The sequence below is a fragment of the Rhizobium sophorae genome (assembly GCF_013087515.1).
GTDB classification, from domain to species: Bacteria; Pseudomonadota; Alphaproteobacteria; order Rhizobiales; family Rhizobiaceae; genus Rhizobium; species Rhizobium sophorae.
The window spans coordinates 192,137-210,511 of sequence record NZ_JABFCN010000014.1; the positions used below are offsets into that span (position 1 = coordinate 192,137).

Annotated in this window: 17 protein-coding genes; 10 read left to right on the forward strand and 7 right to left on the reverse strand. The window is 63.8% G+C overall.

What is annotated here, in order from left to right:
- Positions 1-64: 64 nt before the first annotated feature.
- Entirely contained in the window at positions 65-1,111 is a 1,047-nt protein-coding gene (locus G9X64_RS08790; protein ID WP_171376407.1) for a substrate-binding domain-containing protein, read from the reverse strand.
- A gap of 235 nt (positions 1,112-1,346) precedes the next feature.
- On the opposite strand from G9X64_RS08790, the gene G9X64_RS08795 reads away from it, so the two are divergent.
- The 10 genes from G9X64_RS08795 (at position 1,347) to G9X64_RS08840 (ending at position 12,526) form a co-directional block, all read left to right on the forward strand.
- Positions 1,347-2,831: a sugar ABC transporter ATP-binding protein gene (locus G9X64_RS08795; protein WP_171376408.1), complete on the forward strand. Its 1,485-nt coding sequence runs from the start codon at positions 1,347-1,349 to the stop codon at positions 2,829-2,831.
- Positions 2,828-3,889 carry an ABC transporter permease gene (locus G9X64_RS08800; protein WP_171376409.1) on the forward strand — a complete coding sequence of 354 codons (1,062 nt, stop codon included), beginning with the start codon at positions 2,828-2,830 and terminating at the stop codon, positions 3,887-3,889. The genes G9X64_RS08795 and G9X64_RS08800 overlap by 4 nt, the downstream gene beginning before the upstream one ends.
- A gap of 17 nt (positions 3,890-3,906) precedes the next feature.
- Positions 3,907-5,304, forward strand: coding sequence for an LLM class flavin-dependent oxidoreductase (locus tag G9X64_RS08805; RefSeq protein WP_171376410.1), 1,398 nt, complete (start codon positions 3,907-3,909; stop codon positions 5,302-5,304).
- Between the two features lie 140 nt (positions 5,305-5,444).
- Positions 5,445-7,061 carry an ABC transporter substrate-binding protein gene (locus tag G9X64_RS08810; RefSeq protein ID WP_171376411.1) on the forward strand — a complete coding sequence of 539 codons (1,617 nt, stop codon included), beginning with the start codon at positions 5,445-5,447 and terminating at the stop codon, positions 7,059-7,061.
- A gap of 40 nt (positions 7,062-7,101) precedes the next feature.
- A complete protein-coding gene (locus G9X64_RS08815) occupies positions 7,102-8,091 on the forward strand; it encodes an ABC transporter permease (protein WP_168316129.1) in 990 nt (329 codons plus the stop codon).
- The gene (locus G9X64_RS08820) at positions 8,088-8,921 is read left to right on the forward strand and encodes an ABC transporter permease (RefSeq protein WP_171376412.1); all 834 of its coding nucleotides are present in this window, start codon (positions 8,088-8,090) and stop codon (positions 8,919-8,921) included. The genes G9X64_RS08815 and G9X64_RS08820 overlap by 4 nt, the downstream gene beginning before the upstream one ends.
- A complete protein-coding gene (locus G9X64_RS08825) occupies positions 8,918-9,709 on the forward strand; it encodes an ABC transporter ATP-binding protein (protein ID WP_171376413.1) in 792 nt (263 codons plus the stop codon). The genes G9X64_RS08820 and G9X64_RS08825 overlap by 4 nt, the downstream gene beginning before the upstream one ends.
- A complete protein-coding gene (locus G9X64_RS08830) occupies positions 9,706-10,485 on the forward strand; it encodes an ABC transporter ATP-binding protein (protein WP_171376414.1) in 780 nt (259 codons plus the stop codon). The genes G9X64_RS08825 and G9X64_RS08830 overlap by 4 nt, the downstream gene beginning before the upstream one ends.
- 11 nt (positions 10,486-10,496) lie before the next feature.
- A complete protein-coding gene (locus tag G9X64_RS08835) occupies positions 10,497-11,591 on the forward strand; it encodes a pyridoxal-phosphate-dependent aminotransferase family protein (protein WP_168316125.1) in 1,095 nt (364 codons plus the stop codon).
- A 71-nt stretch (positions 11,592-11,662) separates the two neighbouring features.
- Positions 11,663-12,526 (forward strand): glycerophosphodiester phosphodiesterase, encoded by an 864-nt coding sequence (locus G9X64_RS08840; protein ID WP_171376415.1) that lies wholly within the window; start codon positions 11,663-11,665, stop codon positions 12,524-12,526.
- Here G9X64_RS08840 and G9X64_RS08845 read toward each other — a convergent pair.
- Genes G9X64_RS08845 through G9X64_RS08870 form a run of 6 tightly spaced genes read right to left on the reverse strand, consistent with a single transcriptional unit; the run spans position 12,523 to position 18,315 of the window.
- Positions 12,523-13,347 carry an inositol monophosphatase family protein gene (locus G9X64_RS08845; RefSeq protein ID WP_168316123.1) on the reverse strand — a complete coding sequence of 275 codons (825 nt, stop codon included), beginning with the start codon at positions 13,345-13,347 and terminating at the stop codon, positions 12,523-12,525. The two genes, G9X64_RS08840 and G9X64_RS08845, sit on opposite strands and share 4 nt — an antisense overlap.
- Positions 13,347-14,351, reverse strand: a complete 1,005-nt coding sequence (locus tag G9X64_RS08850; RefSeq protein ID WP_171376416.1) for a LacI family DNA-binding transcriptional regulator — start codon at positions 14,349-14,351, stop codon at positions 13,347-13,349. The genes G9X64_RS08845 and G9X64_RS08850 overlap by 1 nt, the downstream gene beginning before the upstream one ends.
- Complete coding sequence (locus G9X64_RS08855) at positions 14,335-15,114, reverse strand: glycerophosphodiester phosphodiesterase (protein WP_168316121.1); 780 nt, start codon at positions 15,112-15,114, stop codon at positions 14,335-14,337. Before G9X64_RS08855 ends, G9X64_RS08850 begins: the two co-directional genes overlap by 17 nt.
- Positions 15,114-16,169: an ABC transporter ATP-binding protein gene (locus G9X64_RS08860; RefSeq protein ID WP_168307791.1), complete on the reverse strand. Its 1,056-nt coding sequence runs from the start codon at positions 16,167-16,169 to the stop codon at positions 15,114-15,116. Before G9X64_RS08860 ends, G9X64_RS08855 begins: the two co-directional genes overlap by 1 nt.
- Complete coding sequence (locus G9X64_RS08865; RefSeq protein WP_171376417.1) at positions 16,169-17,011, reverse strand: carbohydrate ABC transporter permease; 843 nt, start codon at positions 17,009-17,011, stop codon at positions 16,169-16,171. The genes G9X64_RS08860 and G9X64_RS08865 overlap by 1 nt, the downstream gene beginning before the upstream one ends.
- A gap of 2 nt (positions 17,012-17,013) precedes the next feature.
- A complete protein-coding gene (locus G9X64_RS08870; RefSeq protein ID WP_168307793.1) occupies positions 17,014-18,315 on the reverse strand; it encodes a carbohydrate ABC transporter permease in 1,302 nt (433 codons plus the stop codon).
- Positions 18,316-18,375 lie beyond the last annotated feature (60 nt).

The window sequence follows — 18,375 nt, forward strand, 5'->3', positions numbered from 1 at the left end:
CTCCAAAAGATGATCCGGCGGAGCCGCAGAGAGGCTTCCGCCGGAAGGATCGAAGTGCGTGGTCTCAGAACAGCTTGTCCGGGATCCAGCTGGCGGTCGCCGCATCGCTCGTGCTGAACGCCGGGATCTTTTCGGCCAGTTCCTCGATCGTCTTGACGCCGGCTGCGCGCAGGCTTTCCTGCGTCAGAAGCGTCGGCTTCACGGTGATTTGGTGGGGAACCGTCTGCCCGGTGATTTGGAGTGCTGCGGCGCGAATGGAAACGGCGCCGACGACGGCAGGATTGGTCGCGACGGTTGCGACCCAAGGGCTCCCCTCCTCGGTGATTTCCTGGATATCGGCCGTCGAGACGTCGGCCGAATAGATCTTGAGCTTGTTTGCTATGCCGAGATCGTTGGCGGCGAGCTTCACGCCGCGAGCGAATTCGTCATAGGGGGCGAAGACGACCGAAATATCGGGATTGGCGGTCAGCACCGCCTTCGCCTGGTCGGCGGTCGAAGTCGCCGTCGTGTCGCTGACATTGCCGAAGCGGGCCTTTTCGACCACGCTTTTATTGTCCGACTTGAACTTGTCCCAGACTTCGTTGCGGCGGTCGAGCGGCGCAAAGCCCGCGACATAGACGTAGCCGGCGCTGAAGCTGTTGCCGTTGTCCTTCACCACCTGTTCAAGTGCGAGTGACGCGAGTTCGTGATCGCTCTGCTCCACCTGCGGAATCTTGGGATTGTTGAGGTTGACGTCGAAGGCCACGACCTTGATGCCCTTGTCGAGCGCCTGCTGCACGACGTCGCCGAGCGATTCCGGCAGGCCGTGGTCGATGACGATGCCGGAGACGCCGAGATTGATCGCCTGCAAGATCTGCTCGCGCTGTTCGGCGGCATCCTGCCGGCCGGGGAAGATGCGCAGGTCGATATCCAGCGCCTTGGCCTGGGCTTCAGCCCCTGCCTGGTAGGCCTGGAAGAAATCGCCGGCCGAGATGTAGCTGATCAGAGCCACCTTGACGCCGCCCTTGTCGAAAGGGGCAGGAGCGCCGGACAGACCGTCGGCTCTTGCCCCTTGAATGAAAATGAACGGAATGACGGCGGCAGACAGTGCGAGCCGTGCGAGGGATTTCATCGTCGCGTTCCTTTTAGCAATCGGGAGCGTCGTCTGACAGGTCTGGCAGCCCTCGCGACGCGTCGGATTATTTAGATATAATCTCTATGGTTTTAGTAGATTAAATGATCCGATTTTATAGGCTGCGGGAGATTCTTTGTTTCCCGAGGACAGTTTGTGAGGGAATGGCGTGCCTGGAGTTCGACCGCCGGGACAGGGCACACTCCGGCTTCGAATGCAGTCCCGGACACTATCGATGCCGCTTCTTCACATTGAAAATATCACCCGCAGTTTCGGGTCGACGCGGGCGCTGGCCGGTGCTGATCTTTCGATCGAGCGCGGCGAGATCGTGGCGCTGATGGGGGCAAACGGCGCCGGCAAATCGACGCTGGTCAAGATCCTTTCCGGCGTGCTTCCAGCCGATGGCGGCATGGTCAGCCTGGATGGCCGCCCGTTTGCGCCGCGCAGTCCGGCCGAAGCGGCAAGGGCCGGTGTCGTCACCGTGCATCAATCGACCGATCTCGTCGGCGCGGCCGGCCTGAGCGTTGCCGATGCCCTGCTGCTCAACTGGTTTGCCGATCGTAGCACGCCCTTTTTCGTCTCGCGTGCCGGCATCCGCCGTGCGGCGCAGGCAATGCTCGATGTAGCCGGCTTCAGCCTGCCGCTCGACCGTGATTTCGGCGAACTCACCAGCGCCGACCGGCAGTTGGTGGCGATCGCCCGGGCGCTTGCCAACCGCGCCGATCTCCTCATCCTCGACGAGCCGACGGCGAGCCTTTCCGGAGAGGAAAGCCGCCGTCTCTTCGATATTCTGCTGAGGCTTCGCAAGCGCGGCTTGGCGATCCTCTATATCTCGCACCGCACCGCCGATCTCGAAGCCGTAGCCGACCGCGCGCTCGTCATGCGCGGCGGCCGCGTCGTCGGCACCTTCTTGCGGCCGATCGATTTTTCGAGCGCCATCGAGACGATGATTGGCCGCAGACTGGATGCGGCCCGGCCGGATGCGCGGCCTGCGACCGGTCCGGCGATTTTCGAGATGCGCGGTGCCCGCCTGCTTTCTGGGGCCGCCTCCTTCGATCTGACATTGCATGAGGGCGAGGTGGTGGCGGTGACCGGTGTGCTCGGCGCCGGCAAGAGCCGGCTGTTGTCGGCGATCTTCGGGGTGACGGCGCTTGCCGGCGGTGCGATGTTCCTCGGCGGCCGGCCCTACCGGCCGAAAGGCCCGGCCGAGGCGATTGCCGCAGGTGTGGCGATGGCGGCCGAAGACCGTCATCGTTCCTCGCTGATGCCGCCAGCATGGCCCGGCCATTCGCTGTCGGCGACGATCAGCCTGCCGCATCTTGGCAAATGGTATCCGCGCGGTTTCCTTGTCGGCGGCCGTGAACGACGCGAGGCCGAACAGGCGATCGCCCGTCTCGGCATCAAGGCCGCAGGTCCCCTCGCCTCGATCTGGTCGCTGTCCGGCGGCAACCAGCAGAAGGCGGTGATCGCCCGCTGGGAGGCGGAACCGAGCCGGCTGCTGCTGCTCGACGAACCCTTCCAGGGTGTCGACGTCGGCGCCCGTCACGACATCATCCGGGCAGTCCGCGCCCGCACCGACCGGGCCACGCTGATCGCGACCTCCGATCCGGAGGAGGCCTATGAGGTGGCCGACCGCATCCTCGTCATCGACCGCCACGTGTTGAGGCCCGCGCCAGATGGGGCCGCTCTTGTCTCCGCCATCCAGGGAATATCCGCATGACGACCATCGATGACGACACTCTTCCACAGGCAAACGCCCGGCCAAAGGCATCGCCGCAAGCCCAAAGCAGCGGCCTCGCGGCTCTCGGGGCATTTCTCCGGGCGGGCGCGGTGTTCATCCTGCTGGCACTGCTCGTCGTCGGCTTCACCATCGCCCAACCCGCCTTCATCAACATCGCCAATCTGATGAGCATTCTGCAGGCGGTGTCCGTCGTCGCCATTCTCGGTGCCGGCGTCACCGTCACACTGGCCGTCGGCGGTTTCGACCTGTCGATCGGCGCGGTCGCCGCATCGAGCGTGATGGCGGCGAGTTACGCGATGATCGTCTGGCACCTTGATGCCTATGCGACGGTGCCGCTGGTACTCGCCTTTGGAGCCCTGATCGGCCTCGTCAACGCCTTCCTCATTGTGCGCCTGAAGGTGCCTGATCTCCTGGCGACGCTGGCGATGATGTTCCTGCTTTCCGGCCTGCAACTGATCCCGACCGCCGGCCGATCGATTTCGGCCGGCCTCACTCTGCCCGACGGCTCGAAAGCGACCGGCGCCTACGATCCGGCTTTTCTGCTGATCGGCCGCTACAGCATCCTCGGCACCCTGCCTGTTTCCGTGGTGCTGATGGCGGTGGTCGCCGTCGCGCTCTTCATTCTCACCGAACGCACCCGCATCGGCCGGCTGTTGTTTGCGACCGGCGGCAACGAGGTCGCAACCCGGCTTGCCGGTGCCTCGACCGTGCGGCTGAAGACGCTCGCTTATGTCATATCGGGCACGCTGGCATCGCTCGGTGGCATTGTCATCGCCGCCCGCGTCGGGCGTGGTGACATCTCGTCCGGCGGTTCGCTGCTGATGGATTCGGTCGCCGCCGCGTTGATCGGCTTTGCCGTCTTCAACCTGCGCCGCCCAAACGTGCTTGGCACCATTGCCGGCGCGGTCTTCGTCGGCGTGCTGCTGAACGGCCTCACCATGCTGAACGCTCCCTATTACACCCAGGATTTCGTCAAAGGCGCCGTGCTCGTCGGAGCCTTAGCGCTGACCTACGGCCTCGGCCGCAGCAATCCCTAATTCCAAGGAAGAAAACCATGACCCGCGAAATCAGGCTGAACGCCTTCGACATGAATTGCGTCGGACACCAGTCACCGGGGCTCTGGCGCCACCCGCGCGACAAATCCTGGACCTACAAGGATCTCGACTACTGGGTGCATCTGGCAAAGACGCTGGAGCGCGGCAGGTTCGACGGGCTGTTCATCGCCGACGTGCTCGGCGTCTACGATGTGCTGAACGGCAATGTCGATGCTGCACTTCGCCATTCGGCGCAGGTGCCGGTCAACGATCCGCTGCAGCTCATCCCCACCATGGCCTACGAGACCGAGCATCTCGGCTTCGGGCTGACGGCATCGCTCTCCTTCGAGCATCCCTACACTTTCGCCCGCCGCATCTCGACGCTCGACCACCTGACCAGGGGGCGCGTCGGCTGGAATATCGTCACCTCCTATCTCAACAGCGGTGCGCTCAATATCGGCCAGCCGGCGCAGACGAAGCATGATGACCGCTACGATCTTGCCGAGGAATATCTCGAGGTCTGCTACAAGCTCTGGGAGGGAAGCTGGGAGGATGGCGCCGTCGTCCGCGACCGGGAAAGCGGTATCTTCACCCATCCTAACAAGGTCCACCCGATCCGCCATTCCGGCAAGCATTTCAACGTGCCCGGCATTCACTTGAGCGAACCCTCGCCGCAGCGCACGCCAGTGCTCTACCAGGCCGGCGCCTCCAGCCGCGGCAAGGATTTCGCCGGCGCCCATGCCGAGTGCATCTTCGTCGCATCCCCGTCGAAGCCTGTGCTGAAGCGTTACGTCGCCAATGTCCGCGAGGCGGCCGAACGCGTCGGCCGCAACCCGCGTGAAATCCTTGCCTTCAACCTGCAGACCGTGATCCTCGGCGAAACCGATGCTGAGGCGCAGCGGAAGTTCAACGAATACCGCAAATACGCCTCCTTCGAGGGCGCGCTGACGCTGATTTCCGGCTGGACCGGCATCGATTTCGGGCAGTTCGGGCCGGACGAGGTGCTGCGCCACCGCCATACCAATGCGGTGCAATCGGCCGTCGAGACCTTCACGACCATCGATCCTACCAAGGAATGGACGGTGCGCGAAATGGCCGACTGGGTCGGCGTCGGCGGTTTCGGCCCTGTTTTCGTCGGCTCGCCGCAGACGGTCGCCGATCTGATGCAGGAATGGATCGAGGACACCGATGTCGACGGCTTCAACCTTGCCTATGCCGTGACGCCCGAGAGCTTCGAGGATACCGTCGATCTGCTGGTGCCGGAACTGCAAAAGCGCGGCGTCTACAAGACCGACTACGCCAGGGGAACGCTACGGGAGAAACTCGGGCGAGCGGGGCCGCGGCTCGTCGCCCCGCATCCGGGTGCTACCTATCGTAATCTGGCAGGAGCACCGGTCAGGCTTGCCGCCGGCGGCTGACCGGCACGGCGTGCCCAGGCTGATGTGCACAGGGTAGAAAAATATCTCGCCCGGCCGGCGCATTCGAATTTAATATCTGTCGCTATGATCTTTTCGCCGCGAATATAATGCGGCGAATTGTTCACCGATCAGGAGGGCTCATGACCGTATCATCCATCTCGCGGCGCACGCTGATGAAGGGCACTGCTCTGCTGCTTGCCTCGACGGCGCTCGCGCGGCAGGCGCTTGCGCAGACCGCGCAGACCACCTCGGGCGGCCGGCTGATCGTTGCGGCCGATTCCGAGCCGAAGAACCTCAATCCCGCGATCGTCGCCTCGAACGGCGTCTTCTTCGTCGCAAGCAAGGTGATCGAGCCGCTCGCCGAAGCGTCGTTCGACGGCAAGGATGGGCTTTCACCGCGCCTCGCCACCTCCTGGGAAGGCTCGGCCGATGGCCTCTCTGTCACCTTCAAGCTCCGCGACGGCGTTACCTGGCACGATGGCAAGCTGTTCACCTCGGTCGACGTCGCCTTCTCGGCACTCAACATCTGGAAGCCGCTGCAGAATCTCGGCCGCCTGGTTTTCGCCAATCTCGAAGCCGTTGATACGCCCGATGATTACACCGCCATCTTCCGCTTCTCCAAGCCGACGCCGTTCCAGCTGATCCGCAACGCACTGCCTGTCGTCACCAGCGTCGTTGCCAAGCACATCTTCGACGGTACCGATATCGCCACCAATCCGGCCAACAACACGCTTGTCGGCACCGGCCCGTTCAGATTCGCCGAACACAAGCCCGGCGAATATTACCGGCTGACGCGCAATGAAAACTATTGGAACAAGGAGCAGCCGAAACTCGACGAGATTGTCTTCCGGGTGCTGCCCGATCGCGAGTCGGCGGGTGCAGCACTCGAAGCAGAGGAAATCCAGCTTGCCGCCTTCTCCGCGGTGCCGCTCGCCGATCTCGACCGCATCTCCAAGGCCGACGGCATCAAGGTGATCTCGAAGGGTTATGAGGCTTTGACCTATCAGCTCGTCGTCGAGATCAATCATCGTCGCAAGGAATTGGCCGATCTCAGGGTCCGTCAGGCGATCGCGCAGGCGATCGACAAGAAATTCGTGGTCGACACCATCTTCCTCGGTTATGCCGCCGCCTCGACCGGCCCGGTGCCGAAGAATGCGCCGGAGTTCTATACACCCGATGTCGCGACCTATGCGTTCGACCCTGCGGCCGCCAACGACCTTCTCGACAAGGCAGGATACAAGCAAGGACCGGATGGCAACCGCTTTACGCTGAAACTGCGCCCCGCGCCCTATTTCAACGAGACCCGGCAGTTCGGCGATTACCTTCGCCAGGCGCTCGCCGTCATCGGAATCAATGCGGAGATCGTCAATGCCGATGCGGCCGCGCACCAGAAGGCTGTTTATACCGACCACGACTTCGACCTCGCCGTCGGTCCGCCGGTCTTTCGCGGTGATCCGGCGATCTCCACCACCATTCTCGTCCAGTCCGGGACGCCAGCCGGCGTGCCCTTCTCCAATCAGGGCGGCTACGTCAATCCGGAGCTCGACAAGATCATCAAGGAGGCCTCGGAGACTGTCGACACGGCGGCGCGCACCGATCTCTACCGCAAGTTCCAGCAGCTCGTCGTCGCCGATCTGCCGCTGATCAACGTCGCGGAATGGGGTTTCATCACCGTCGCGCGCGACAGCGTGCTCAACGTCGCGGACAATCCGCGCTGGGCCGTCTCGAACTGGGGCGATACGGCGCTGCAATCGTGATAGGATCGACGGCAATTCTCTTCCAGAGGCCCTGTCCGGCGTGAGACGTGCAATCATCCTCCTGAGGCGCAGGGCGATCAGCAGCATTCCAGTGCTGCTGATCGTGGTGATCTTCACCTTTTTCCTGCTTGAATCCGCCTCGGGCGATGCTGTCGACGCCTATCTCGGCTCGATCGGCGGCGGCGATGCCGCACTCAGGCAGTCGCTGCGCGAGAGCTACGGCCTCGACCAATCGATGTTCGCGCGCCTCTGGCTCTATCTTTCCTCACTCGCACGCCTCGATCTCGGCTGGTCGGTCGCCTTCGGCCGGCCGGTCGGTGCGCTCATTGCCGAACGCCTGCCCAATACGCTGCTGCTGATGGGCAGCGCGACGGCGCTGTCCTTTGGCCTCGGCTCGGCGCTCGGCATCCTTGCCGGAGCGCGGCCGGGCGGTCTGCGTGACCGGCTGCTGTCGATCGGCTCGCTGATCGTCTATGCCATTCCGAGCTTCTGGCTCGGCCTGGTGCTGAGTATCGCCTTTTCGGTGAAACTGCGCTGGTTTCCGATCGCCGGCGTCGAGACGATCGCTTCCGGCAAGACAGGATTTTCGCGCGCGCTCGATATCGCCGATCATCTGGTTCTGCCTGTCGGCGCGCTGGCGCTGATCTATCTCGCCTTGTTCCTGCGGGTGATGCGCAGCGGCATGGCCGAGGCCTGGAAGCTCGATTTCGTGCTCTTCGCCCGGGCTAAGGGTCTGTCGCGCAGCCGGATCGTGCTGCGCCATGTCGCGCGCAATGCGCTGCTGCCGCTCGTCACCATGCTCGGGCTGCAATCGGCGGCCATGCTCGGCGGCAGCGTGGTGATCGAGAGCATCTTTGCAATCCCGGGTTTCGGGCGGCTGGCGCAGGAGGCGGTCAACGGCCGCGACGCGCCGTTGTTGATGGGCATCATCGTCACCAGCGCCGTCCTGGTCATCTCGGTCAATTTTCTCGTCGATCTCGTTTATGCCGCACTCGACCCGCGCATCGGCGCATCGGAGGGCGGCGCATGACCTGGCTGCGGCGCCTGCTACGCACGCCGGAAGGTGCGGCCGGACTTGCGATCCTTCTCGTCCTGCTTTTGGCCGGGCTGTTCGCTCCCGTTATTTCGCCGGGCGATCCGCTGAAAATTGCCGGCCGCGCCCTGCTGGCGCCGTTCACCGATCCGGGTTTTCCGCTCGGCACCGACCGTCTCGGCCGCGACGTGCTGGCGGGCCTGCTCTATGGTGCCAGAACCTCGCTTGCCGTCGGCCTGGCGGCAGCGTTTGCGGCCATGGTGCTTGGGCTCTGCGTCGGCCTTGCGGCCGGTTTTGCCGGCGGGCCCGTCGACGAGGCGCTGATGCGAGTGGTCGACGCGTTCCAGATCGTGCCGGCTTTCTTGCTCGCCCTTGCCTTCGTCAGCACCATCGGAGTGTCGACGCCCATTGTTGTCCTTGCCATCGCACTCGGTGCCTGGGCCGATCCGGCGCGGCTGACGAGGGCGCAGGTGCTTGCGATCCGCGAGCAGGATTACGTCGCCTCGGCAAGGGTAATCGGCATGCATCCGGCCGAGATCGCCTTCCGGGAAATCCTGCCGAACGCGCTGCCGCCGGTGCTGGCGCTTTCCGCCACCATCGTCGCCGGTGCGATCCTCACCGAGGCGGCGCTGTCCTTCCTCGGCCTCGGCAATCCCAATATCGCCACCTGGGGTTCGATGATCGCCGAGGGTCGCAGCGTGCTGCGTTCGGCATCCTATCTCTCGGTCATACCGGGCGCTGCCCTCGCCGTAACCGTGCTCGGCGTCCATCTCTTCAGCGAGGGTCTCGGCAAGGCGCTTGGCAATGACGGTGCGAGGGCGGCATGAGCGGCATCTTCTGCAGCCTGCGGCAGCTTTCGGTCACTTACGGGCGCGGCAGGAACAGCGCAGCCCTCGACGGCATCGATCTCGATATCGCCGGCGGCGAAAGGCTGGCGATCATCGGCGAAAGCGGCTCCGGCAAGAGCACGCTTGCCCGGGCGCTTGCCGGTCTGTTGCCGGAAGGAACGAAGGTCGGCGGTGAGATGTTCTGGCCCAGCCTTGGCCATCCGCCCCGCCCAGGCCGCGATTTCGGCTTCGTCTTCCAGGATCCGGGCTCCAGCCTCAATCCCGTCCTGACGATCGGCGAGCAGATCGCCGAGGGCGCCAGACGCCATCTCGGCCTCAGTTGGAAACAGGCCTATATCAGGGCTGAGGAATTGCTCGAGCGGGTGAGAATGCCGCAGCCGGACAGGGCGATGCGGGCCTTTCCGCATCAGCTATCCGGCGGCCAGCGCCAACGCGTGGCGATTGCGGCTGCCATCGCCGCGAGACCTGCGCTGCTGATCGCCGACGAGGCGACCAGCGCGCTCGACGTGGTCGTCCAGGCCGAGATCGTCCGCCTGCTCGACGGGCTGGTGCGCGAGGACGGCATGACGCTGCTCTTCATCACCCACGACATCGCGCTGGCCTCGGGCTTTGTCGATCGCATCGCCGTTTTCCGCAATGCGAAGCTGGTCGAGGCTGGTCCCGTCCGTTCGGTGCTTTCGGCGCCTGAGAGCGATCATACCGCCGCCCTTATCGCCAGCCATCGCGACCTCGCGACGCCACCGCTGATCGCGGGGGTGCTGCCATGAACGATGTGCTCCTTTTCATCGAAAACCTGTCGAAAGGTTTTTCTTCTGCGGGACGCCGGATTGCTGCTCTCGATAATGTGTCGCTCACCATCGCGGCCGGGGAGACGCTCGGTCTCGTCGGCGCCTCGGGCAGTGGAAAATCGACATTGTCGCGCATCCTGCTGCGGCTTCTCTCTGCCGATGCCGGCTCGATCCGTTTCGAGGGGGCAGACTGGCTCGCGCTGAATGGCGCGCCTTTGCGCCGCCGGCGGGCGCGTATGCAGATGGTGTTTCAGGATCCGCTCGCCGCCTTCAATCCGCTGGCGAGCGTCGGTACAGTGCTCGATGATCCGCTTCGCATACACGGCGTCGCAAAAGACCGGCGCCCCGGCGAGATCGTCGAACTGCTCGAGCGTGTCGGCCTCACCGCAGATCATGCCTCCCGTCCGGTGCGGGCACTCTCCGGCGGCCAGCGGCAGCGTGTGGCGATTGCGCGTGCGATTGCGACACGGCCCTCGTTGCTGGTGCTCGACGAGGCGGTCTCGGCGCTCGATGTGACCGTGCGTGGCAGGATCCTGGAGCTTCTGGTCGATCTGCAGAAGGAACAGGGCATTGCCTGTCTGTTCATTTCGCACGATCTTGCCGTGGTGCGCGCCGTCTCCCACCGCATCGCCGTTATGGATGGCGGACGGATCGTCGAGACCGGCCCGGCAGCGGCAGTCGTTGCCGCGCCGCAATCCGAGGCCGCCCGCGCACTCGTTGCCGCCGTCCCCCGTCTCGTGACCGATCCTTGCTGAAGGAAGTATCCATGTCCGATCTTGGTTGGAATCCCCTGCATGGCGTGCCCTCCTATCCCGCGGAGCGCTATGCCATTCTTGCCGACAGGATCGGCGGTATCTTGCGCAGCCGCAACGACATGTTGCTGGTGCAGGCCGAGGCGGTGGTGGCGCTGGAGGCGGCGGCGGTCAGCCTCGCGCGCCCCGGCCTGACGGCACTCAATATCATCACCAGCCCCTATGGCGGCTGGTTCGGGCAATGGCTGCGGCGGGGTGGCGCGACGGTAGAGGATGTTGTCGCCGAGCCGGGCCTGCCGATCGAGATCGAAGCAGTCGCAAAAGCGCTCGACGCCGGTCCTCACATCAAGGTGCTGGCCCTTGTTCATGCCGAATCCGCAAGCGGCATTCTCAACCCCCTGCCCGAGATTCTGGCGCTTGCCCGGGCGCGCAACATCGTCACCGTCGTCGATGCGGTCGCCTCGGTCGGCGGCCATCAGTTCGACGTCGGCGATCTCGGCATCGACATCGCGGTGATCGGGCCACAGAAGGCGCTCGGCGGCCCGGCCGGCCTGTCCGCAATTTCGGTCAGCCGCCGCGCCTGGGATCTGATCCTCAGAGACGGCGCCCCGCGCGAGTCGATCTTGTCTTTGGCCGATCTGAAGAACTGGATCGACGGCGGCCGGCGTAGCCTGCCGGGAACACCGGCGCCGCTGGAATTCTTCGCGCTGGAGACGGCGCTCGACCGGATCGAGGCCGATGGCATGGAGAATATCGTCGCCCGTCATGCGCTTGCGGCATCGGCGACACGGGCGGGGCTTGCCGCGCTCGGAGCCCCGGCCTGGGTGCCGGCAGCCAAGGCGTCGAACCTGATGACGGCCGTGCCGGTGCCGCAGACGCTGGAGCCTGCCGCGTTGATCGCAACCGCCGGGCAGCTCGGGGTCGAGCTGAGCGAAGGCGTCGGAACAGCACCGGCCCGTCTCGTGCGGCTGAACCATACTGGGCCGCGCGCCGCATTCCAGACGGTGCTCTCGAATGTCGTGGCGTATGGCGCCGCCCTCAGGCAGTCCGGCCACCCCGCGGATATAGCAGCCGCTTCGGAGGCGATATCGGCAGCCTATAGTCGATGAAATCCATATTCGGCCCTTGATAATCACGGCTCGTCAAGGCAGGAAAGTGGCATCGCGGAGACTTGGTGCAGATGACGAGATTGCTGGATGTGCAGGGCTTGGAGATTTCGCATGAAGGGCATCGCACTCGCCTGAAATGGCACCGGTTGCGCAAGCGGTTTTCCGACCCGCTGTTTTCCGCCGAAGTGATGGCGGAGGGCTTTGCCGCGGGCGCCTCAATGGAGCTCGATCTGCGCGCCCGTGCCGACGGCGGTTTCGTCGTGCTGCACGACAAGGAACTCGAAGGCGAAACGACGGGTCATGGACCGGTCGCCGAAAAGAGCGTCAGTGACCTCAGCGATATCAGGATGCGAGAGGGCGACCGGCCGCTGATTCTCAGCGAGGATCTGGCCGCCATGATGCAATCGACACATCCAGCCGCATTGCTGCAATTCGACATGAAGGACGACTTTGAAGCGATCGGCGCCAGGGGCGTCGCGCATCTGGCCACGCATTTCCGGGATATCGCCGCCTCGGTAATCGTCAGCGGCGACAGTCTCGACCTCATCGTCGCGGTCAAGGAGAAGCTTCCCCATCTCCTGCGCGGCATCGATCCGACCAACAAGCTCTACGATATCAGGATGGCCAACGGCTGGAAGGCGGTCGAGACGGAACTGCGCGCTGACCTGCGCGGCCCGACCGAACCGGACACAATCTACCTCCACTGGCCGCTGATCCTCGATGCCGCCAAGGCGGGGCTGGATATGATCGCGCTCTGCCAGGACGAAGGCAAACGTGTCGATGCCTGGACTTTCACCCTGAAGGATCCGGAGGCCGGCTTCAGCGAAGAGGAATGGCTGAATATCTCGGCGCTGATGGCGCTCAGGCCGGATCAGATCACGACTGACGAGGCACCGGCAACAGAACGTGCCTGGCGCCAGCGGATGACGGATTAGCCGGGAGCCGCCGCCAACCCTTCAATGTCGAGGATGAAGGCAAACTCGCCGGTAAGCCCCGGCGAGTAGGCAATGACAGGTCCGCCGTTCATAAGCAAATTATCGACTGGGGGCATGGCCACCATCGCGCCTGCTTCCTCGGCGATCAGCGCGCCGGCAAGCATGTCCCAGGCATTGAGGTGGCGTTCATAGTAGAGATCGGCGGCACCCTCGGCGACGCGAACGAGGTCGATGGCGGCCGCGCCCGTGCGGCGATAATCCATGCCACGTTCGTGGAGTCGCCGCGAGAGCGCGAGATGATCGTCGAAGCTCGTCTTGCGGGAATGACCGAGAATGACAAGCGCATTGGCCGGATCGACAGTCGCAGCCGCATGCACCGGGAGACCATCCTTGAAGGCGCCGCCGCCGCGGACGGCGTGAAAGACCTTGTCTTCGGCCGCGTCGTAGACCACGCCGATCTCGACCTTGCCACCGACGACGAAGGCGATAGAGACGCCCCAGTGTCGGAAGCCTCTGATATAGTTGGTTGTGCCGTCGATCGGATCGACGACCCAGGTGCCGCCCTCGCCCGATCGTCCGCCGCTTTCTTCGCCCATGAACGTGTCATCCGGAAAGCGCGAGAGCAGCCCCTCGCGGATCGCCTGCTCGGCCCTCCTGTCGGCAATGGTCACGAAATCCTGCAATCCCTTGTTCTCGACGGCAAGCGAGCCGAGGTCAGAGTCGTGCCGAAACCGGGCCGTTTCCCGGCCGATCTCGAGGGCAACTGACATGGCGACCTCCGCCCGTGCGCGGATGGCAGCGGCGTCGAATGCGGAGTTCATCAGGCAGTCCTTCTTTTGATCAGTGTCACCGGCGTGAATTCGACACGCGCCGTCAGGTCAGGCTCAGCCATCCGGCTGATCAGCAGGTCGATCGTCTTTTCGGCCTGGACGTCGCAGGGCTGACGGATGGTGGTGAGGTCGTAAGCGGTCCAGCTCGCCTGGGGAATGTCGTCATGACCGATGATGGGCATCGGCGGCGCATCATCGCGGCCGCGGCCCTGCATAATGCGGTCAACCACGCCGCAGGCCATGTAGTCGTTGGCGCAGAACAGCCCGTCGATGCCGGATGCGGCAAGTTCGGCTGCCGCATCATAGCCGCTCCGGTAGTCGTTGATCCTGACCTGTAGGAACTGCGCCTCGACGCCGAGCTGCTTGCAGCGTGCGATGAAGGCCTCGCTGCGCCTCCGCGCCGTATAGGATATGGCAGGGGCGGCCATCACGGCGGGCTTTCGCACGCCGCTGTCGATCAGGTGGGTGGCGGCGAGATGGCCGGCCATGCGGTCGTCAGAAATGATGCGGTCGACGAAGGGGATATCGTTGCCCTTGTTGATCAGCACGATTGGTACGCCTTCGGCCGCACATTGCTCGCAAATCTCGGTCGGCGGCGCGTCCGAGGTGACGATGACGCCTGAGACGGCGTAATGCAGCAGCTGGCCGATGACCGTCGAAGTATCCGCCTCCGGCGAGGTCGGCAGCAGGATGGGGCGGAAATTGCGGGCGAGCAGCATTCTTGCCAGATGCTCGATCTGCAGCGTGCGGAACGGATTGTCGAGGCCGGCGGCGACGACGCCGACGAGATCGGAGCGTTTGTTGGTCAGGCTTCGGGCAAGATAATTCACGCGGTAGCCAAGCTCCTTGGCGGCCTGATAGACCTTCTCGCGCGTCTTCGGCGAGACGCTGGCATCCTGCGTGAAGGCGCGCGACACGGCGGCGCGCGAGACGCCGGCCACACGCGCCACGTCGAAGGAGGTTACCTTGCGCGGTCCCTTATCCCTGTCTGCCAACTGCTTTTTCCTTGACTGCCGACGGCCGCATCAGATCGGGCAGATCCGTGCAGATGCCAAGAACCGGAAGCTTCATGAGGTCATCGAGAACGGCCGGCCGTTCCTCGTGCCAGAGCACGATCTCGCGGCCCGCATCGAAGGCGCGGCGCATTAGCGCGTCGGTCACCAGATCCTGCGGACGTTCGCCTGCCCTCTCCCAACACAGATGCAGGATATCGGCGCCGGCCTCGTCGCCGAGCGCGTGCGGATCGTGGCCGACGCGGATCAGCACCGAAAGCGGAAAATCGCAGGCCGCGTCGCTAAGTTCACGCACCTGTGCCGTGTCGAAGGAGCCGAGACAGGCGAAACGCTGGTTCATCTCGGCAAGGTGCTGCCAGCAGCGCATGCCGGTCCCTCGCGCCTTGAGCTCGACATAGAGACCGGTCCCGGTCTCGCGGCCGAGCGCGGCCACCTCCGAAAAACTCGGCACGTCGACGCCGTCGAGACCGGCGAGCTCTGCCGCCGTCATCTCGGAAATGCGCCGGTCGATGCCGAAGACGCGCTCGAGGTGATCGTCATGCGAGACGACGACCACGCCGTCCTTGGTCAGTTGCGTGTCGAGCTCCCACATCTCAGCGCCGAGTTCGGCGGCGCGGCGGAAAGCAGCGATCGTGTTCTCTCGTTCATGGCCGCTGGCGCCGCGATGGCCGATGCAGAAGGGAAGCCGGCCCTTGCCCGATGGCCAGCCGTAACGCTGGAAAAATGCCGAGAAATCGCGGGTCATCACAGCCTCCTGCCATTTTCGTCGAAGACGAATACGCCGCGGCTGTCGATCGCCCAGCGGACATCGTCGCCGACATGAATATCATTGCGCACCGGCTGGATGGAGCGCAGCAGCGGTCCGCCGGCAAGAGCCACGTCGTAGAGGTTCTCGCGGCCCTGCGTTTCGGCAAAGGTGACCTTGCCCGGCACGGCGATGTCGCCTGCCGGCGTAAAATGCTCCGGCCGGACGCCGAGCATCAGCTTGGTACCTTCGGCGGCACCGACGGTATCGGGCAGCGGCACGCGGATTTCGCTTTGCGGGATTGTGAAGGCGCCCTTGTCCACGACGCCGCGCAGGAAGGTGATCGGCGGATTGCCGAGAAAGCCGGCAACGAATGCGGTCTTCGGATCATTGTACATTTCGGCCGGCGTGGCGATCTGGACGATCTCGCCTTCCTTCATGATGGCGATGCGGTCGCACATGCTCATCGCCTCGACCTGGTCGTGGGTGACGAGAATGGCGGTGATGCCGGTTTCGCGTTGCAGGCGGCGAATTTCCGATCGCATTTCGAGGCGCAGCTTGGCGTCGAGATTGGCGAGCGGCTCGTCGAGCAGCAGCACATCGGGCTTGCGGATCAGCGCGCGAGCGAGCGCCACACGCTGCTGCTGGCCGCCGGAAAGCTCGGCCGGCCTGCGGCCCATCAGGTTGCCGATGTGAACGAGGGCGGCGATGCGGTCGACTTCCTTGCGGATCTCTGCTGCCGGCATGCCTTTCACCTTCAACGGAAAGCCGATGTTCTCGGCAACCGTCATGTGCGGATAGAGTGCATAGGACTGGAAGACGACGCCGACATTGCGGGCCTGGCTCGGCAGGTCGGTGACGTCGCGGTCGCCGAAGAGAATGCGTCCGCCGGTCGGCCGGTGAATGCCGCAGACCGCAAAAAGCGTCGTCGATTTGCCGCAGCCGGAAGGGCCGAGCAGCGCCAGCATCTCGCCGTCGCCGACTTCGAGCTGCATGTTCTCGATGACTTTGGTGGAGCCGAAGCTCTTCGAAAAATTGTCGAGGAGGATGCGCATCAGCCTTTGCTCCCGCCGCCGTAGATGTTCATGAGGTATTTGTTGAAAAGCGCGTAAGCGATCAGCACCGGGATGAGGTAGAAGAGGCCGACTGCCTTGAACATGTTGAAGTCGTAATTGTTGTCGTCAGCGAGGAAGCCCGCGAGATAGACCGACAGCACCTGAACCTGATTGCCCGGCGCCAGCACCTGCGGCAGGATGAATTCGCCCCATCCGGAGAGGAAGGAGAACAGGCCGAGCGCCATGATGCCGGGCTTGACCTGCGGTAGCACCAGGCTGCGCCAGACGCGGAAACGCGAGGCGCCGTCGACGACGCCGGCCATTTCGATTTCCCAGGGCACGGTGTCGTAGAAGCCCTTCATCAGCCAGATGCCGAGCGGCAGGTCGATCGCTGCCTTCACCAGGATGACGCCGATCAATGAATTGTAGAGCCCGATCATCTGCAGCACGATGAAGATGGCGATGATCAGCGTCACCGACGGGAAGGCGTGCAGCACCATGACGCCGGCAAGGAAGAAGCCGCGTGCCGGCACGTTCAGCCGTGACAGAACATAGCCCGCCATTGACGAGACGATGAGCACGACGCTGGTGGTGCAGGCCGCAAAGAGCAGCGTATTCAAAGTCACCTGCCAGATATTCGCCTTTCCCTCCGTCGTCTGCCACAGGAAGCGCCAATGATTGAGCGTCAAGCCTGAGGGTAGCAGCGCATTCGCCTGTTTCACGGTCACCGTGTCGAGGAAGAGATAGAGATACATCAGGAGCAGCGGCAGGCTGACGACAGTCAGTGCCGTCATGACAGGCCAGCTGCGGTAATTTGCCGAGGGCTGCGATCGTTCGGCCATGGTCAGTCCTCGATCAAGGGCTTGGCGACAAGCGTGCCGTAGTTGAAGACGCGCAGATAGAGGAGCGACAGCATCACACCGATGACGACGAGCACCAATGCCATGGCGGCACCCAACCCGTATTCCAGGTTGCCGGCATAGTTCCTCAGCGCAGTGTGATAGGCTGACAGTGCCCAGACCTCGGTCGCATTGCCCGGTCCGCCATTAGTCGCGAGCAGGATTTCATTGAAGGAGGCAAGCAGCGACAGCGTCTGATAGCAGGTGACGAAAAGGATTGGCCAGCGCATCTGCGGCAGGATGATGTAGCGGATCTGCTGCCAGCGGGAGGCGCCGTCGACCTCGCTCGCATAGAACTGGCTTTTCGGAATGGCCTTCATCGCCGAGGAGAACACCAGCATGCCCATCGAGGCGCCGATGAAGCCGTTGATCAGCACGACGAAGAGCCAGGCGTTATAGGCGTTGTCGAGCAGGTAGTTCTTCGGCGGATAGCCGAACTTGCCCATCAGGATAGAGATGAATCCGCTGTCCCAGGCGAGCCACTTCCACAGCATGACGTAGATGACGACGGGCGTGATGCGCGGCAGGAGCCAGATGCCGCGGAAGATCGAGGCAGGCGTTGGCGGCATGTAATGCGTCAAGATGGCGAGCAATAGCGCATAACCGACATTGAAGAGCATCAGCACCAGCGCGACGTAGAGCACGGTATTGAAAAGTACACGCGCCATGTCGGGTGAGGTGGCCATGCGTGAGAAATTGTCGGTCGTCCAGGTCCAGCCGGTATAGGTGACCCTGGCGACGGTTTGCTTCTGCTCCGGCGTCAGCTTGAACCCCAGACTGTCCAGCGCCGAAAACAGCTGCTCCTTGCTGTCGAAACGGGTGTTGAGGACGGAGCGGTTGAACTGTTCGGAGATCTGCTTGACCTCGCGTGTCGAAGGTCGCTCGGCAAGATCCTTGATCATGCGCTCGACGTCGCGGCGTGTCGGGAAGACCTCACCTGTATGTTTGGCGCGCAATTCCGCGGCAATCCCCGGCGCAAGCCCGAGGCCCTCGACGGCCTTGAGGCCTGCATCGTCGATCGTGTAGCGCGGTTCAGCCATCTCGGCTGCGATGTCTGGCATCGCCGATTTCAGCGCGATCAAAGAATTGGGCGCGATCTGGTAGACACCGCCGGAAATTCCGGTCGCCGTCGTCATGCTGGTCATCGAAAAGACCGCCGTCAGAACGACCGGCATCAGGAAGAAAAGAACGATCATGATCGCCGCAGGCGCGATCATCACCAGTCCGAGCGTTCTGGACGATTTCATGGAAGCCTCCTCGCGGACCGACCGGGCAGCGCTCCCGCCGCCCGGAAGAGTGCTTCGATC

Excerpts from the sequence above, each read along its gene's own strand:
- G9X64_RS08840 (WP_171376415.1), top strand. The coding sequence starts at position 11,663 with ATGACGAGATTGCTGGATGTGCAGGGCTTGGAGATTTCGCATGAAGGG.
- G9X64_RS08835 (WP_168316125.1), top strand. The coding sequence starts at position 10,497 with ATGTCCGATCTTGGTTGGAATCCCCTGCATGGCGTGCCCTCCTATCCC.
- G9X64_RS08860 (WP_168307791.1), bottom strand. The coding sequence starts at position 16,169 with ATGCGCATCCTCCTCGACAATTTTTCGAAGAGCTTCGGCTCCACCAAA.
- G9X64_RS08855 (WP_168316121.1), bottom strand. The coding sequence starts at position 15,114 with ATGACCCGCGATTTCTCGGCATTTTTCCAGCGTTACGGCTGGCCATCG.
- G9X64_RS08830 (WP_171376414.1), top strand. The coding sequence starts at position 9,706 with ATGAACGATGTGCTCCTTTTCATCGAAAACCTGTCGAAAGGTTTTTCT.
- G9X64_RS08845 (WP_168316123.1), bottom strand. The coding sequence starts at position 13,347 with ATGAACTCCGCATTCGACGCCGCTGCCATCCGCGCACGGGCGGAGGTC.
- G9X64_RS08805 (WP_171376410.1), top strand. The coding sequence starts at position 3,907 with ATGACCCGCGAAATCAGGCTGAACGCCTTCGACATGAATTGCGTCGGA.
- G9X64_RS08825 (WP_171376413.1), top strand. The coding sequence starts at position 8,918 with ATGAGCGGCATCTTCTGCAGCCTGCGGCAGCTTTCGGTCACTTACGGG.
- G9X64_RS08800 (WP_171376409.1), top strand. The coding sequence starts at position 2,828 with ATGACGACCATCGATGACGACACTCTTCCACAGGCAAACGCCCGGCCA.
- G9X64_RS08795 (WP_171376408.1), top strand. The coding sequence starts at position 1,347 with ATGCCGCTTCTTCACATTGAAAATATCACCCGCAGTTTCGGGTCGACG.
- G9X64_RS08820 (WP_171376412.1), top strand. The coding sequence starts at position 8,088 with ATGACCTGGCTGCGGCGCCTGCTACGCACGCCGGAAGGTGCGGCCGGA.
- G9X64_RS08865 (WP_171376417.1), bottom strand. The coding sequence starts at position 17,011 with ATGGCCGAACGATCGCAGCCCTCGGCAAATTACCGCAGCTGGCCTGTC.
- G9X64_RS08870 (WP_168307793.1), bottom strand. The coding sequence starts at position 18,315 with ATGAAATCGTCCAGAACGCTCGGACTGGTGATGATCGCGCCTGCGGCG.
- G9X64_RS08790 (WP_171376407.1), bottom strand. The coding sequence starts at position 1,111 with ATGAAATCCCTCGCACGGCTCGCACTGTCTGCCGCCGTCATTCCGTTC.
- G9X64_RS08810 (WP_171376411.1), top strand. The coding sequence starts at position 5,445 with ATGACCGTATCATCCATCTCGCGGCGCACGCTGATGAAGGGCACTGCT.